We start from the raw sequence: 13996 nt of genomic DNA, 5'->3' as shown, positions 1-13996 counted from the left end.
CGAAGCCGCCGGCCACACCATTACGCTGCGAGCGGGCCGCCCGGTGCAGGGGGCGCCGGTCCGCTCCGGGGGTGTGCCATGAGCGTGACGGGCGACGACCGGCCGGGAGCGGCGCCCTTCGCCGCCGTCCCGGTCCTCTCCATCGCCGCCGTACTCGCCGGGGTGTTGACCGCGCTCTCCGGCCGGTACGGCTTCCACCGTGACGAGTTGTACTTTCTGGCCGCGGGCGACCATCCGGCGTGGGGATATGCCGACCAGCCCCCGCTGACCCCGCTGGTGGCCAGGGCGGCCACCGCCGTCTTCGGGAACAGTCCGGTCGGTCTGCGCGTGCCCGCGACACTTTGCTGCGCCGCCACCGTCATCCTGGTCGCCGTGGTGGCCAAGGAGCTCGGCGGGGGCCGCCGGGCGCAGGCGCTCGCCGCGGGCTGCGCGGCCACGTCGGGATTCGTCCTGGGGATCGGGCACCTGGCGTCCACCACCACCGTCGACCAGTGCGTATGGGTGCTGATCTGCTGGCTGGTGCTGCGGCTGCTGCGCACCGGGGACGGCCGCTGGTGGATCGCGGTCGGAGCGGCCGTCGGCATCGGTCTGCTGAACAAGTACCTGGTGGTGCTGTTGCTCATCGCGCTGCTGCCGTCGGTGGCCGTGGTGGGGCCGCGGCGCGTGCTGCGCAGCGGATGGCTGGTGGCCGGTGCCGCCGTGGCCCTGCTCCTCGCCCTGCCGAATGTGTGGTGGCAGGCGCGGCACGGATGGCCGCAGCTGACGGTCGCGGAGGGGATCAGCTCGGACGACGGGACCGAGAACCGCGTGATGTTCATCCCGCAGCAGATCCTGTATCTGTCCCCGCTGTTCGTACCGGTCTCGATCGCGGGATGGCTGTGGCTGTGGCGCGAACCCGCGCTCCGCTGGGCCCGCGCACTGGCGGTGGCGTACCCGCTGCTGTGCGCGCTGGTGCTGGTAACCGGGGGCAAGCCGTACTACGCCCTTCCGCTGCTCCTCGTCCTCACAGCGGCAGGATGTGAGTCCGTGGCCGGATGGATCCGGGCGGGGTGGCGCACGGTACGGGGCCGGGCCGTCGCGGCGGCCCTGGCCGTGACGGCCGCGGTCAGCGTCGTGCTGTCCCTGCCGGTCCTGCCGCCCGGCGCCCTCGCCGTGCCGAACGCGGTCAATCCGGAGCAGGGCGAGCAGATCGGCTGGCCCGCCCTGGTGACCGCCGTCGAGAAGGGCTGGTCCCGGATCCCCGCCGGCCGCCGCGACCATGCCGTGATCTTCACTGAGAACTACGGGGAGGCGGGCGCGATCACGTACTACGGACCGCGCCACGGACTGCCGCGGCCCTACTCCGGCCATATGAGCTACGCCGACTGGGGACCGCCTCCCGACTCCGCCGACGGCCCGGTGCTGGTGGTCCGTCAGAGCGGAGACCGGCGCATCGCGCGGCACTTCACCGGCTGCCGTGAGGTCGCCCGCGTCGACAACCACCACGCTGTGGACAACGAGGAGCAGAACGCCGCGGTCATGCTCTGCTCGGGCACGACCGCCCCCTGGTCACACCTGTGGCCCTCGCTGCGCCACTACTACTGACGGCCGGTCCCGACGCGCGGGCGGCCTCACAGCGAGCGGACCTCGGCGAGCTCAACCCGGCCGCCGATCTCGATGGAGCCGTCCGGCTGGGGGCTGGTGAGGATCTGTGAACCCTCGCCCTGAGTGATGTTGAGGGCGCGGCCCAGCTCGCCCGAGAGGACCAGGGCGGCGGCGCCGGTGGCCTCGTCCTCCACGATCCCGTCGCCGCGCCGGGGGAAGGCGCGGGCGCGCACCCGGCCCGCCGGCTCGTCCTGCCACGCCCAGGCGTAGAGCCAGCCCTCGCCCTGCGGCGGGGAGGGGAGGGCGTCGACCTCGGCCGGGGAGGCGTACCGCTGGGTGCGCCGCCCCGAGGCCCACTCGGGGCGGCCGGTGATCCAGGTGAACTCGCCGTCCTGGCGGGCGGGGACCTCCCCGGCGGGCGGCAGCAGCTCGGGGAGGTCCAGCAGCCAGGCGGTGCCGACCAGCGGATGGCCCGCGAAAGGCAGCCGGACGCTCGGGGTGTAGATGTCGACGACGCCCCGCTCGGGGTCGTCGACGAAAACGGTCTCGCTGAAGCCCAGCCGGGCGGCGAGGGCCTGCCGCTCCCGCTCGCCGGTCACCGCACCGCCGTCGCGCACCACGCCGAGTTCATTGCCCCCACGGCCGTAGGGCCCGCAGAACACCTTGAGTACGTCGAGAGCCGTCACCCCGGCATTCAAACATGATCGCCGCCGGTGCGGACCGCCGCGCCCGGCGACCGGACCTCGAGCTCGGTCCCGATGCGCCTGAGCCCGACACGCGGGGAGGGATAACCGGTTGCCGGGACCGGCCCGCGGGTGCTGGGGTGACGGGATGGATCGAGACGCGGTGCTGGCGCTGTTCGACCGGCAGATGAGGCAGGGCGCACGGGCCGACGGTCCCGGGGCGAGGGTCGAGCGCGCGGGTGGGGTGGTGCGGCAGACCGGGGCCACCGACGACTGGAACGGGGTCCTCTGGTCGGATCTGGATCAGCACACCGCGGACGCGGAGATCGCGGCGCAGATACGGTACTTCGGCGGTACGGGGCGCGCATTCGAGTGGAAGCTCTACGCCTACGACCGGCCCGGCGATCTCGCCGGACGGCTCCGGGCGGCCGGTTTCGTCTCCGAGCCCGCGGAGACGCTGATGGTCGCCCAGGTCAAGGACCTGCCCACCGAGGTCGAACTGCCCGAGGGCGTCCGGCTGTGCCCCGTGACCGACGCCGCGGGTGTGGAGCAGGTGGCCGACGTCCATGAGCGGGCGTTCGGCATCGCCAGCACCCACCTCAGGCATCGGCTGCTCAGCCAGCTCGCCGAGGAGCCGGAGACGGTCGTCTCGGTCGTCGCCATGGCCGGTGACCGGCCGGTGAGCGCGGCGCGGATGGAACTGCCGCCGGGCACGCCGTTCGCCGGGCTCTGGGGCGGGGGCACCGTACCGGATTGGCGGGGCCGCGGTGTCTACCGCGCCCTGGTCGCCTTCCGCGTGCGGATCGCCGCCGACCGCGGCTATCACTATCTGCAGGTCGACGCCTCCAGCCAGAGCCGCCCGATCCTGCAGCGGCTCGGCTTCGTCCCGCTGACCACGACCACGCCGTATGTGTACAAGGGCTGAGTCGACGTCAATGGCCGGAGGGGCGCCGTGTCAGTGGTGTGCTCTACGGTCAGCCCATGACCACGTCCGACGATGTCCGTCAGATCGCGCTGTCGCTGCCGGAGACGACCGAGAAGATCGCCTGGTCCATGCCCACCTTCCGGGTCGCGGGGAAGATGTTCGCCACGCTGCCCGAGGACGAGACCTCGATGGCCGTCAGGTGCCCCAGGGAGGAGCGCGACGAACTGGCGCTCGCGGAGCCGGAGAAGTTCTGGATCGCCGACCACGAGGCGAACTTCGCCTGGGTGCGGGTCCGGCTCGCGGCGCTGGAAGACATCGACGAGCTGCGTGACATCCTCCTCGACTCCTGGCGGCAGGCGGCCCCGGCCGCACTGCTGGACTGACCGCGCCGCGCGGTGACGGGCCCCTCCTCGAAATGTGGCGGTATTGCTGTTCGAGGAGATCACCGACACGGGTGAAAGTGCGGAATGTCTACGCCGCCATGCGCGCGCTGATGCGCGCCGAAGCCACCCGGTGCCCCACCGCCCCGCCCCCCACGACCGCCGACCCCTCCCCGCCCCCGGCCGATCCGGCGGACGCCCCGGTCCCCGACGCGGCCACCGCCCCCGATGCCGTAACGACGGCGGCCGCCGCACCGCGACGACCGCGACGCCTGCCGGGCTGCCGCGCCTTCCTGCGCGCCGTGCGCCGAGCGGTGTCGCACTGCCTCAAAGGGCGCGCGGCCAGAGGGGAAGGGTGACGGGGGCTCCGCGTCGTCACCGCGGCCCGTCGCCGTGACCGCTCTCCGACGAATCCCCGGAATCCCCAGGACCCCCTGAACTCCCGCTCGACAGCGATCGCTCGCGCTGCGCCACGGCCCAGGCGTAGCCGGGGTTCATCTCCACGGCCCGCTCCAGATCCGCCAGCGCCTCCGTCCGCCGGCCCAGCGCCTCGTTGGCCAGCGCCCGGCTGCCCAGGGCCCAGGCGTATCCCGGATCGAGGGCGAGCGCCCGGTCGTACAGCGCGACGGCCTCCTCGTACCGGCCCGCGAAGCGGTACACATTGCCACGCTCTCCCAGTGTCCCCTGGGTGTCCGGCTCCAGCCCCTCGGCACGGTCGAGATCGTCCAGCGCGCCCGTCACATCGCCCAGGGTGCTGCGGACATGGGCCCGCCGGACCAGGGCCCAGGTGTAGATGGTCCGTCCTCGATCAGCGCCAGATCCGGTGGCACCAGGGTCGTGGACTCCACCAGCCCGGTCAGGAGGTTGTGCATCGGTGTGGTCGTTCGGGCCGGCGGACACCTCGTCACGCACCACCGGATAGGGGAAGTCGCCGCCCCGGGACAGCCGGTGGCGTACGGCCTCGACCTTGTGCTCGATCCGGCGCCTCGTCCAGTTCTCCGCGGTGCGCAGACAGGCGAGCCGCGCGGCCGCCTCCCGGTACGACAGCGGCCGCGCGCCCGCCTCGTAGAGCAGATACCGCTGGCCCAGGACGACCAGGACCAGCCGCTCGTCGTCCGCCAGCGGCCACCGCTTGGGCGGCAGGGTGACGGCGCGGCGGCGGGGCACCAGACCCTCCTCGTCATGGTCCGTCACATACAGCTCGACCAGGTGTTCCCGGTGGCCCGAGCCCTTCATGAACAGCGGGGTGTATCCCGTGGCGAGTGGAATGGGCTCCGTAGTGGTGTGCATCATCCGCCCGTGGGGGAGCCGCAACAGCTGCTGTCCGGTGTTCCGCAGCCACCACCGGCGGTCACGGTACGTCAATTCGCCATGCCGCCGGCTCACCCGAAGGTCGTCCTCGCCGACCCGCAGTTCGACATCCGGCTCGCCGCCGCGCCCGAATCGCAGGGTCGCGCCGGGCCGAGGCGTTACCTTGATCCCGCCCGTGACCGAGCGCGCGTGGAGCGTGCCGGACCGGGAGGGCGCGACACCGCGCGCCAGAGTCCGAGGGCTGTTCATGGTCGCTCTCCTACTGAATTGATCACTACACAGTGTGGCAGGGAGAACACGATGGAGACGAGGATCCGATCGAAGAGCGCGGGCGCGCGCCGGGGTGTGCGCCGGGCCGCCGCCGTGCTGGCCGTATGCGCGCTGGGCCTGGCCGGGTTGACGGGCTGTGGCGCGGACGACGCGAAGGAATCCAGGGCTGACGGCGACAGCCGCGCGCGGGGCGGGCCGAGCACGGCCGCCACGACGACGAGCGCTCCCCCCACCTCCGCGTCCGCCGCATCCGCCGCGTCCGCCGCACCCGCCTCGGACATCAAGGAGTGCTACGACGGCACCTGCGAGATCGCCCTGACCAAGCCCACCACGATCGACATCGACAACGCGATCGGGATCAGTTCGATCTCGGTCAGCCGCATCACCTCCGACTCGGTGACCTTTGCCGCCAGTACGCCAAGCGGGTCGCATCTGAACTCCAGGACGGGGCCGGGCGGCGTCAGCGTCCTGAATGCCATCGTCATCCGGGTGAAGCAGATCAAGGACGGCACAGTTGTTCTCGCCCTTTCGCTCAGGGAATAGCGGGACGCCCTCAGACGGTGCGCAGCGCATCGGCGGCCGAGCGGGCGAGCCGTTGCGCCATCGTGCACAGCTGATCGGCGGAGGATTCCCCGGCGACGACGAGATGCAGCATCTCGACCGCCTTCTGGCCGTTCTGGTCCGGGTAGGAGCGATAGACCACCCGGGCCAGACACGTCCGCTCCCCGTCCCCCTCCGGCTGGACGAAGGCGCGGTACCCGCCGAGCCGGGTGGGGGTGCCGTCCTCCGCCGTCGGCGGCTGTCCGCGGTCGAAGCTCAGGTCCACGGCGAGCTTCCTGGTGCTGCTGCCCCATTCGCAGTCCCAGCCGCCGAAGCCGATGTCCGGGTCGTCGACGTCGACACCGGGGACGACCTCCAGCGCGCTGGGCGCGAGCAGTGAACAGGCGTCCTGGTGCGCCAGGGAGGCCGCGGGGAGCTCCGGTGAGCGCCGGGCGATCATCCCGCGGTTGAGCGTCTTCACCGCGCTGCCTGTGGCGGCGTCGGCGATCGCGCACAGGGGCGCCTTCCGCCGCTCGGTCTGTTTCGCGGTCACAGTGACAAAGGCGTCGCGCTCCCCCGAGAGCACCAGGGTCCGGTCGCATGCGTCGCTCTCGGCGCGCTCCTCCACGACCCCGACCCGCCCCACCCTCCTCGTCGGTGCCGCCAACTCCGGTGGCGGACCGCCGTCGAAGTTCACCTCCACGTCCACGACGCTGTCATCGCCCGACGTCACGAGGACGTCGCAGCGGTCGAAGTTCCCGTAGTCCCGGTCGAGTTCGGTGTCGCCGAACCGGCGCAGCGCGGTGGCGTCGGTCAGGGCGCAGGGATCGGCGGTGTGGGTGTTGCCGAACACGGACGACACGTCTTTCGCGGACACGTCCTTCGACGACGGTGTCCCGGAGGAGTGGTTCTCGTCCGCCTGCCCCCCGTGCACGAACGGGGTGAAGGGGAGGGCGATCGCCAGCGCCACCACCGCGGCTCCGGCCCCGACGAGCCGTGGGCGGCGCCTGATGAGCGTCGTCAGACCATCGCGCCGCGACCGCTCCAGCCTCCCGTCACCGTCCGGGCCCTTGGCCGGGAGGGTGGTGGCGGCGCGGAGGTCGGGCAGGCTCGCGTGCGCTCGGGCGAGAAGGCCACGAACACCTCGCTGCCCACCTCCAGGCCCCGCCCGGTGAGCGGCTTCATCAGCAGGTCCCGCGTCGTGCCCACGTACGTGGTCGAGGTGAGCATGAGCAGCTGGCCGGGCACGGCGTGGGCGACAGCGGTCGCGCAGGCCGCTGCCATGGCGGTCAGGTCCGGTACGAGGTGCCGGTCCACGGGCGTGGGCACGCAGATCATGACCGTGCGGGCTCGGCCGAGCTGGTCGGGATCCGAGGTGAGGGTGAAACGGGCGTGGTCCAGATGGCGGCTGAGACGCTGGTGATCGCTGGGAAGCAGGTCCACGTCGCCGCTGCGTATGGCCTCCAGACGCGCGTCGCTCACGTCGAGCCCGATGACTTCGTTGCCCGCAGCGAGCAGGGCGAGCGCGGTGGGCAGTCCCACGTAGCCGAGTCCGACGACGGCGACAGGGGCCTTCGCGTGCTCCTCCGGATCGGGCAGGCGGGCCTCTTCTCCGGCACTGGGACGCTGCACGGCCGAACGGTGCAGAACGGGCCTTTCCCCGACGGCATGCACAAGGCGGTGCGCCGACCGCGGGCCCAACGAGTCTTCGACGTACGTCATATCGGATCCCCCCGATTGCAAGCGGATGTCACCCGCAGGCACGTACGCGGGAAGCGGCGGGCGGCTGGGGTGAGCGATGGTCAAGTTAGTGGTTCCGGAGACGCATGTGTGCGTCTCATGGAGGGTTTGTGATGAAGTTGTGAGCATCATTGAGGCGGCCTCAGTGCTGAGAGGGGCGCGGTGCGGGATGCGATGGGCAGCTCACACATCGCTCTTCGGGACGTGGAGGGCGGCAGCTGTCCGTGTCTGCAGCACCTCGCGCCTCCTGTCGGGGTGTGCTGCCGGCTTTGCTGCGGTGTTCGGTGACGGCTCCGGGTGCTGCGGCGGCGGCCGCCGGGGCCCATGGCTGCTGAGAAGATCCGGTGCGGTGCCGACGCGCATCCCGGTGGCTCAGGTGTCGCGGGCGGGGGTGGCGCGAACTCCTGCGTAGACGGTCAGGAACAGTTCCAAGCGGGCTGCCTCGGCGGGGGACACGTCGCCGGCGGTGAGGCGAGCGGGGGCCTCGCGGTGGATGCGTCGCAGGTAACCGCTGCGCTCTAGGTGTTGCCAGAGGAGACGGAAGGTTTGCTGATGATCCTGGAGCGTGGTCTCGTAACTTCTTCCAGTGACGTGCTCGGCTTGCTCCATCAGCGCATCGAAGTTGTCATCGTCACTGCGGCCGAGTATCGCCGCCAAGTGGCGGTAGTAGACGGTCAACTCCTGCTCACCGGTGTCGTCCAAGCGGTCCCTCCCCAGGTCTGGCGGTTGTCTTTGCTGCCCCCAGTTCGTCCCAGCCGGCGGAGCCGACCTGGCGCAGTAGGCGGCAGCCGCTGCCGGGCCCGTCCTTTCGGTTCCGGTCGGCGGCGAGGTGGCTGCGGGACCCAAGGTGACGGAAGAACGAGAAGGGGCGGGACTGAAATTCTGATAACCCCCGTTATCAGCCGTTGGGTTGGCCGCTCTGATATGCAACTTCCGTAAGGCTGAGCAGGTATGCGGACGCCTCGATCCACTGCCAGGACTCGAGCTGCTGAGTCGGCCTACAGGCCAGTCGATGGAGGCGGCCCAAGGCGCCTGCCCGTCGAGCGCGTGGCTGGATCACCCGTGCGCGTCTTCGCAGCGATGGGAGGCATGATGACGGCTCGCGCGGTGCGCTTCGCTCCGGACGGCAATGATGCTGAACGTCTACTGGCCTGCCAGAACGATGACGAGTTGATGCAAGTCGTCGAAGAGATCGAGGAGCGCTGGGGCCTGGAACGTCTCTGCGAACTCAACAAGTCCTGGGACGCGCTGCACCGCTGTTTCACGGACGGCGACCTGGTATTCGACAACGGTGACTTCCCCTTGGCGCATGTCCCCCTCGGCGGGGTACCACTGCACGAAGGGGCCGACTACAGCGTCTGCTGCGTCACCGTGGAGCAGGTCCGCGATGTTGCGGCAGCCCTGGAACCACTTGGCGGGCAGTGGCTGCGCGATCGCTTCGCCACGCTCACCTTCGACGCCTACCAGGGCACCGGCGACACGGAGGACATCGCCTACACCCAGGCGTTCCTGCCCGGGTTGAAGAACTTCTACCGCACGGCAGCGCAGAACAGCCAGGCGGCGATCTTCACGGTCGATCAGCAGACCGGGGCCGGCTCGAGCCGGCCCCGGCTCAGGCCGGAACTCACTCCCGCGTGGCCCCCTGCTGGGGTCACCCGAGACCGGAAGAGCGGGGCCACCTCAAGCGGTTGATGCCGCCGGTTTCCCACCTCCTCGACAGGACCGTCCTCGGGCTTTGTCTCGCTCCAGGTCGCCGTAGGCTTCGCCCCGGCCGCCATGGCCTCGGGGAAGGACTCGTGCACGAAGATCAGGCCTCGGCGGTACGTGGGATTTCGGCAACGCGAGGAGGACTGCATGGGCATGTACCCGATGAGAAACCCGGAGAACTGCCCCAAGTGTGGGCGCAACCTCAAAGAGGCTCCGAAACCCGTCAGGCCGCCCGTACCGGGATTTCCGGAAGATGCAGCCTACGGCGAAGATCCGGCCTGCGGGGGGCGCTGGCACGTCTGGGACAAAACCTCTCCGCTACGGCGCGAAGCACAGTTGTACGTAAGTGGGGGAGAATGACGGACTCCCACCTGCAGAACGCGTGCTGGCAAACCACACGACCCGAGGCGCTGGCGCGGCAGTCGTAGTTGTAGAGCGACCTGCGCGCCGAGCGGATGGAGTTCTACAAGCGCGCCAACAGCCGCCGAACGAGTGGTCCTGTGACCCCCTTGGCGGCTTCGTCGTGCTGCGCGCCTTTCTGTTCGTCCTGATCGTCGTTGGATTCGCGATCCGGGACCACATCTTCGGCGCACGACGGAAGACAGCCTCGGATGCCGGCGCGGTTCGTGGTGGCAGTGCCGCTGCTAATCGCTGGGTAGGGGCTGCTGAGCAGCGTCATCCTGCGTCAGCTTGGTCACGGCAACATAGGTGTGACGCTGCGAGGGTCGTTCGAAATCGATCCGGTAGCCGGCGGCGTGCAGCGCACTGTCGAGGAGGGTGAGGAGCCAGGCGGGGTCCCATTCCGTGACGTCCTCCAGCGGGTCGTCCAGCTGAAGGAACTCGTCCACCCAGACCTCCGACGCGTCGGCCCCCCACCACCGGTCGCTCCGGACGTCGTTGACCAGGAGATGCCATCCTTTGACCTCGTCGGGCACCAGGGTGGCGTACGCGCCCTCGTCCAGGACTGTGTCCTGGTGGCCCCAGCGTTCAGGGACGTGGGAGGCTTGGATGTAGTCGTACCAGTGGTCTGTCTCGCGCTCCCAGCCGTCGATCAGGGAGTATCCGGACTCGTGTAGTGCGGCGGTGCCGGCGTCGAGCAGCGCAGCGGTGTGTGCGGGATCCGATGAGTCTGAATGTGCCGCAGCCGCTGGTTGCCGGATCGGGATGGTGAGCACCGGGGTGTCACCCTCCGCGCCGCTGCCTTCCAGGGTGAGCTCCCAGTCTTGGGTGCTCCGGTGCAGGACGGCGCTGTGCGCGGGCACGACGCCGGGCACGCGATCCGGTTCGGGCACCCAGTCGAAGCCGTCCCCCAACGGGTCGTCTTCCTCGCCTCGGAATTCCTTGGCCGGCTCCGCGCGTGCCGTCCACCTCGGATCGAGGTAGGCGGATTCCAGAGGAACCTTGAGGGCGTGGTCCATGAAGGCCCAAGTGTCCGGCGACTGCGTCGGGTTGCTCTTGCGGACGAACAGGCGGCCGTCGGCGGCTCGGTAGAAGGCGATGTGCCAGCCCTCCTCCAGCCAGCGCGTGAGCAGCTCTCGCCGGGCGAGCTGCCCGCTGCTGTTGACAGCGGCGGTGGAGAACAGGGCATGGACCGCGGCAAGATCGAGTTCAACGAAGGGGGGAGGATCCTGGACGGGGTGGGCAGGCGTCACGTGCACGGCACAGTCCTTCCGGGGTCGAGGACCCCGGTGGCGCGCCGACCCCGGTGATCCGCTTTTCCCTGCGCGTTTCGCGCAGGGCTGGTCGTCACCCGGAGCACCCGCTGCGGGCGGGATGCTGTCCAGCAAGCCGGGGCTTCTCACTGGAGCTCATGACCGCAGGCAGGCTAGCGCTGCGGACGAGATGTGGCAATGCCTTCCCCTGCTGGACTTCCAGCCGGTTCCTGTGCCAGCATCCGTCCCGGTCACGAAGCCGATCGCGCCCCTGGACGAGCGTCGGCTGGCAACCTCGCCCACCGCGCAAGGTGCCCTCCAGGGAAGACCAGGCCCCCACAGCCCGTGGGGGTAAGCGCGGATCTCCCTGCCCGGCGGGTAAGGGGGTCCCTCTCGGACGGAGGCCCCCATGCCCGCTGACACACCGATCGCCCGAACGCTGCAGTGGACGCTCTACCAGCAGGCCGTAGTGGATATCGAACTGCCCGAAGGAACGGTCCGAGTGGCTCCGGCTCCGCGCGGGGTGACGGTCGGCTCGTTTCCTGTCCGTCACGAGGAGACCGTCCACGTCGTCACGGCCCACAACCCTGGCGGCTGCCTCGCATCCCGACTGGACAACGACCGCGCCCACCAAGAGCTGCTCGGCCTGCTGCGCCGACGTGGACTTCGGTGGTGGCCCGCTGTCGGGGGTGACGCGGAAGGCCAGCACACCGAGGACAGCGCAGCGGTCGTCGGTCTGAGTGACCACGAAGCACACGCACTCGGCCGGCAGTTCGGGCAGGACGCGGTGTTCGCCTGGTCGGCAACGGCATGGAGACTGCTTTGCTGCTTTGGAACCGAGGAGGCACCAATGCGCGGCTGGCAGGCAACCAGGCACTCCCCGGAGAACTGACCCCATCAGCCTCGACACTGACGGTTCGGGTGGCATTGCGACCTTCTCTTCGTGTACCTGCGTAATCGCGGTGCCACCACACTGCCGACGACCCCTCTTCGAGGACTGGACCGATGCCGCCTGCGCCGACGCCACCGAGCCCCTGGAAGACCCTCGCCTGGCAGATCCGCATCAGTGACGAATGGATCGACTTCAGGCACGCCGAGAAGACCGCCGGCGGCGATCCAGCTGGGCTTCTCCGCCAACTCATCCGCTGGTGCCGAGCGGGCCCGGCGCGCGCCGCCCACCGAGAATCAGGTATCTCCCCAGTGCTCCTCATCGCGATGAGGCTCTTCGCCGGGCGGATCCTTCGGTAGCGCCTCGTCGTCGGGGACCCGATGTGCGTCGCTTTGCAGCTGGCGTTGCACAACCGCCCGAGCTTCTTCACATTCTGTTAACTCATTTTCGCTGATCAATACAGCAATAGGGACCTCGTCGTCAGTGAACACGACCCGACTCCTGGAATCGGAGATCATGAAGCCCTGCGTTTCGCGGACTCCGTAGACCGATCCGAAGCGAGGCTCGGTGATGCGAAACCGCTCGGCGAGATAGTGAGCGGCTCCGTCTGGAAAATCGACGCCGGGCGTGAGCAACGCTTGCGGGACGGTCCAGGCACTGCAGCAACCGCCGCACAGCATGAGGCGGTCCTGTCGTCCAGGAGGAGTAGATAGACGCGGCGGTCGATGAGCTGCTGTGGGATATGAGAGGTGGGCACACTGCAAGGCTGCACGTGCGGCTATTTAAGTAGCGAGCGGTGTGCCGTCCTATGGGTGAGACCCTCACCCCACAGCGCCAGTATGTGATGCCGATCGAGGGGGTCCCGCCTTCGCAGGGTGCACAGGTTCCGGTGCATCACGGCATCGTTCTGGCGAGTGCGACGCATGTCGTGAACTGCAAAAACACTGCAGAGACGTTTGGGATCCTGTGCTGCAGCGTTTGGGGGCGTCGCACGGCATCAGGCCTGAGCTGCGACGACGGAATTTCCCACAGATCCCTGTGAGGAGATCGTGGGCAGGCGCGGCCCGGTCCCGTGTGGGCTCAGCCCATGCCCGGGACGAGACGGACGGCCCAGGGGCGGCGGGCCGCCGGCCCGCAACCAGCGGATGAGAGGGAAGGGACTGGCGCTCGGACCGGACCCGGGCGTAAGCAAGAGATGTGCACATGCGGCAGGGTCCCCCGGAACCGGGCCGGCCAGGGCGGCACAGCCATGGCCTGGTCGCGATTCCCCTGGCGCTCATTCTGCTGATCATGGTCGGCGATGTGCTGGCCCCGGCGAGCGTCCGGCTCAGCCCACTGCTGATCGCCGCCCCCGCGATGACCGCGTCGTTCGCCGGGCCCCTGCTCACCGGCTACGTCGGACTCGTGGCGGTGGGCGCCCAGATCGGGATCAATGTGTGGGAGGGCGCCCTGGCCGCGCCCAGCCGCCTGGCCGAGCTCCTCACCCTGGTTCTGGTCTCCGTGCTGATCGTGCTGTTCCGCTCCGTACTCGACCGCCACGCCCGTGAGCTGAGCCGGGTCCGCGTGGTGGCCGACGTGGCGCAGAAGGTGCTGCTGCGCCCGCTGCCCGCCCGGGTCGGCCCGCTGCGGATCGCCTCGGTCTATCTCGCGGCCGCACCGGGCGCCGAGATCGGCGGCGATCTGTACGCGGCGGCGCGCACCTCGCACGCCACCCGGCTGATCATCGGCGATGTCCGGGGCAGCGGGCTGACCGCTGTCGCGGACGCCTCGCTGGTGCTCGGCGCCTTCCGCGCCATTGCCCACTGGCCCGTCCCGCTGACCGACCTCGTGGCGCATCTGGACACCGCCCTGTCCGCGGAGCGGACCGAACCCGCCGACCAGGCGCCCGGGGCGGGGGAGTCGTTCGTCACCGCCGCCGTGCTGGAGATCCCCGACGACCGGTATGCGGTGCGGGTGGTCAACTGCGGACACCCGCCGCCGATTCTGCTGCGCCACTCCACGGTCAAGGCGCTGGAGGGCCGGGCGCCCGCGCTCCCGCTCGGCCTCGGCGACCTCGCGGCCGACCGCTACCACATCGACGACTTCCCCTTCGAGGACGGCGATCTGCTGCTGCTCTACACCGACGGGGTGATCGAGGCGCGCGACGCGAAGGGCACCTTCTACCCGCTCACCGCACGGCTCCCCAGCTGGGACGGCGAGGGCCCACAACCCCTCGTCGACCATCTGCGGCGCGATCTGCTCAGCCATATCGGCGGCCACCAGGCCGACGATGCCGCGCTGGTCGTCCTCGAACGCCGCCGCCCGGGGAGCTGAGC

At 70.1% G+C, this 13996-nt stretch carries 13 protein-coding genes, 1 pseudogene and 2 riboswitches; of the genes and pseudogenes, 7 read left to right on the top strand and 7 right to left on the bottom strand.

The genetic code is table 11. From position 1 onward, the window contains the following. The first annotated feature begins 78 nt into the window (after positions 1-78). Positions 79-1584, top strand: coding sequence for a glycosyltransferase family 39 protein (locus ABZS71_RS14715; protein ID WP_356210046.1), 1506 nt, complete (start codon positions 79-81; stop codon positions 1582-1584). Positions 1585-1610: 26 nt separating this feature from the next. Here ABZS71_RS14715 and ABZS71_RS14710 read toward each other — a convergent pair whose 3' ends face one another. Next, on the bottom strand, positions 1611-2270 hold the full coding sequence (locus tag ABZS71_RS14710; protein ID WP_356210044.1) for a PhzF family phenazine biosynthesis protein: 660 nt from the start codon (positions 2268-2270) through the stop codon (positions 1611-1613). Positions 2271-2415: 145 nt separating this feature from the next. Between ABZS71_RS14710 and ABZS71_RS14705 the strand changes: the two genes are divergently transcribed. Together ABZS71_RS14705 and ABZS71_RS14700 are read left to right on the top strand one after the other, a co-directional pair. Next, positions 2416-3192 (top strand): GNAT family N-acetyltransferase, encoded by a 777-nt coding sequence (locus tag ABZS71_RS14705; protein WP_356210042.1) that lies wholly within the window; start codon positions 2416-2418, stop codon positions 3190-3192. A 56-nt stretch (positions 3193-3248) separates the two neighbouring features. Next, on the top strand, positions 3249-3575 hold the full coding sequence (locus tag ABZS71_RS14700) for an MmcQ/YjbR family DNA-binding protein (RefSeq protein ID WP_355859158.1): 327 nt from the start codon (positions 3249-3251) through the stop codon (positions 3573-3575). Positions 3576-3947: 372 nt separating this feature from the next. Here ABZS71_RS14700 and ABZS71_RS14695 read toward each other — a convergent pair. Beyond that, positions 3948-4364 (bottom strand): annotated as a pseudogene (locus ABZS71_RS14695) (tetratricopeptide repeat protein); the annotation flags it as partial. An 819-nt stretch (positions 4365-5183) separates the two neighbouring features. Between ABZS71_RS14695 and ABZS71_RS14690 the strand changes: the two are divergent. Next, on the top strand, positions 5184-5696 hold the full coding sequence (locus tag ABZS71_RS14690) for a hypothetical protein (protein ID WP_355859148.1): 513 nt from the start codon (positions 5184-5186) through the stop codon (positions 5694-5696). A gap of 10 nt (positions 5697-5706) precedes the next feature. Here the strand turns inward: ABZS71_RS14690 and ABZS71_RS14685 are convergent, their stop codons facing one another. The 3 genes from ABZS71_RS14685 to ABZS71_RS14675 form a co-directional block, all read right to left on the bottom strand. Next, positions 5707-6663: a hypothetical protein gene (locus tag ABZS71_RS14685; RefSeq protein WP_356210039.1), complete on the bottom strand. Its 957-nt coding sequence runs from the start codon at positions 6661-6663 to the stop codon at positions 5707-5709. Between the two features lie 50 nt (positions 6664-6713). After that, positions 6714-7325 (bottom strand): NAD(P)-binding domain-containing protein, encoded by a 612-nt coding sequence (locus tag ABZS71_RS14680; RefSeq protein ID WP_356210036.1) that lies wholly within the window; start codon positions 7323-7325, stop codon positions 6714-6716. Positions 7326-7805: 480 nt separating this feature from the next. Continuing rightward, the gene (locus ABZS71_RS14675; RefSeq protein ID WP_355858816.1) at positions 7806-8135 is read right to left on the bottom strand and encodes a hypothetical protein; all 330 of its coding nucleotides are present in this window, start codon (positions 8133-8135) and stop codon (positions 7806-7808) included. A 360-nt stretch (positions 8136-8495) separates the two neighbouring features. Here ABZS71_RS14675 and ABZS71_RS14670 point away from each other — a divergent pair, with 360 nt between their 5' ends. Continuing rightward, positions 8496-9125, top strand: a complete 630-nt coding sequence (locus tag ABZS71_RS14670) for a DUF1877 family protein (RefSeq protein ID WP_356210034.1) — start codon at positions 8496-8498, stop codon at positions 9123-9125. Between the two features lie 659 nt (positions 9126-9784). Here the strand turns inward: ABZS71_RS14670 and ABZS71_RS14665 are convergent. Further along, positions 9785-10798, bottom strand: coding sequence for a hypothetical protein (locus ABZS71_RS14665; protein ID WP_356210031.1), 1014 nt, complete (start codon positions 10796-10798; stop codon positions 9785-9787). Between the two features lie 49 nt (positions 10799-10847). Then, a riboswitch (SAM riboswitch) is annotated at positions 10848-10956 on the bottom strand. 85 nt (positions 10957-11041) lie between these two features. After that, a riboswitch (SAM riboswitch) is annotated at positions 11042-11156 on the top strand. Positions 11157-11201: 45 nt separating this feature from the next. On the opposite strand from ABZS71_RS14665, the gene ABZS71_RS14660 reads away from it, so the two are divergent. Next, a complete protein-coding gene (locus ABZS71_RS14660) occupies positions 11202-11684 on the top strand; it encodes a DUF3293 domain-containing protein (protein ID WP_356210029.1) in 483 nt (160 codons plus the stop codon). A 293-nt stretch (positions 11685-11977) separates the two neighbouring features. Here ABZS71_RS14660 and ABZS71_RS14655 read toward each other — a convergent pair whose 3' ends face one another. Continuing rightward, the gene (locus ABZS71_RS14655) at positions 11978-12361 is read right to left on the bottom strand and encodes a hypothetical protein (protein ID WP_356210026.1); all 384 of its coding nucleotides are present in this window, start codon (positions 12359-12361) and stop codon (positions 11978-11980) included. Between the two features lie 523 nt (positions 12362-12884). Between ABZS71_RS14655 and ABZS71_RS14650 the strand changes: the two genes are divergently transcribed. Continuing rightward, positions 12885-13994 (top strand): PP2C family protein-serine/threonine phosphatase, encoded by a 1110-nt coding sequence (locus tag ABZS71_RS14650; protein WP_356210024.1) that lies wholly within the window; start codon positions 12885-12887, stop codon positions 13992-13994. Positions 13995-13996: the final 2 nt, after the last annotated feature.

Origin of the sequence: Streptomyces sp. NPDC005393 (assembly GCF_040606675.1) — a bacterium.
GTDB lineage: Bacteria > Actinomycetota > Actinomycetes > Streptomycetales > Streptomycetaceae > Streptomyces.
Note: the sequence above shows the minus strand (reverse complement) of the source record. Positions and strands in the feature narration are given on the sequence as shown.

Bases quoted from the DNA above. Each gene is read 5' to 3' on its own strand.
- ABZS71_RS14715 (WP_356210046.1), top strand. From the start codon at position 79: ATGAGCGTGACGGGCGACGACCGGCCGGGAGCGGCGCCCTTCGCCGCC.
- ABZS71_RS14705 (WP_356210042.1), top strand. From the start codon at position 2,416: ATGGATCGAGACGCGGTGCTGGCGCTGTTCGACCGGCAGATGAGGCAG.
- ABZS71_RS14700 (WP_355859158.1), top strand. From the start codon at position 3,249: ATGACCACGTCCGACGATGTCCGTCAGATCGCGCTGTCGCTGCCGGAG.
- ABZS71_RS14690 (WP_355859148.1), top strand. From the start codon at position 5,184: ATGGAGACGAGGATCCGATCGAAGAGCGCGGGCGCGCGCCGGGGTGTG.
- ABZS71_RS14660 (WP_356210029.1), top strand. From the start codon at position 11,202: ATGCCCGCTGACACACCGATCGCCCGAACGCTGCAGTGGACGCTCTAC.
- ABZS71_RS14655 (WP_356210026.1), bottom strand. From the start codon at position 12,361: ATGCTGTGCGGCGGTTGCTGCAGTGCCTGGACCGTCCCGCAAGCGTTG.
- ABZS71_RS14650 (WP_356210024.1), top strand. From the start codon at position 12,885: ATGCGGCAGGGTCCCCCGGAACCGGGCCGGCCAGGGCGGCACAGCCAT.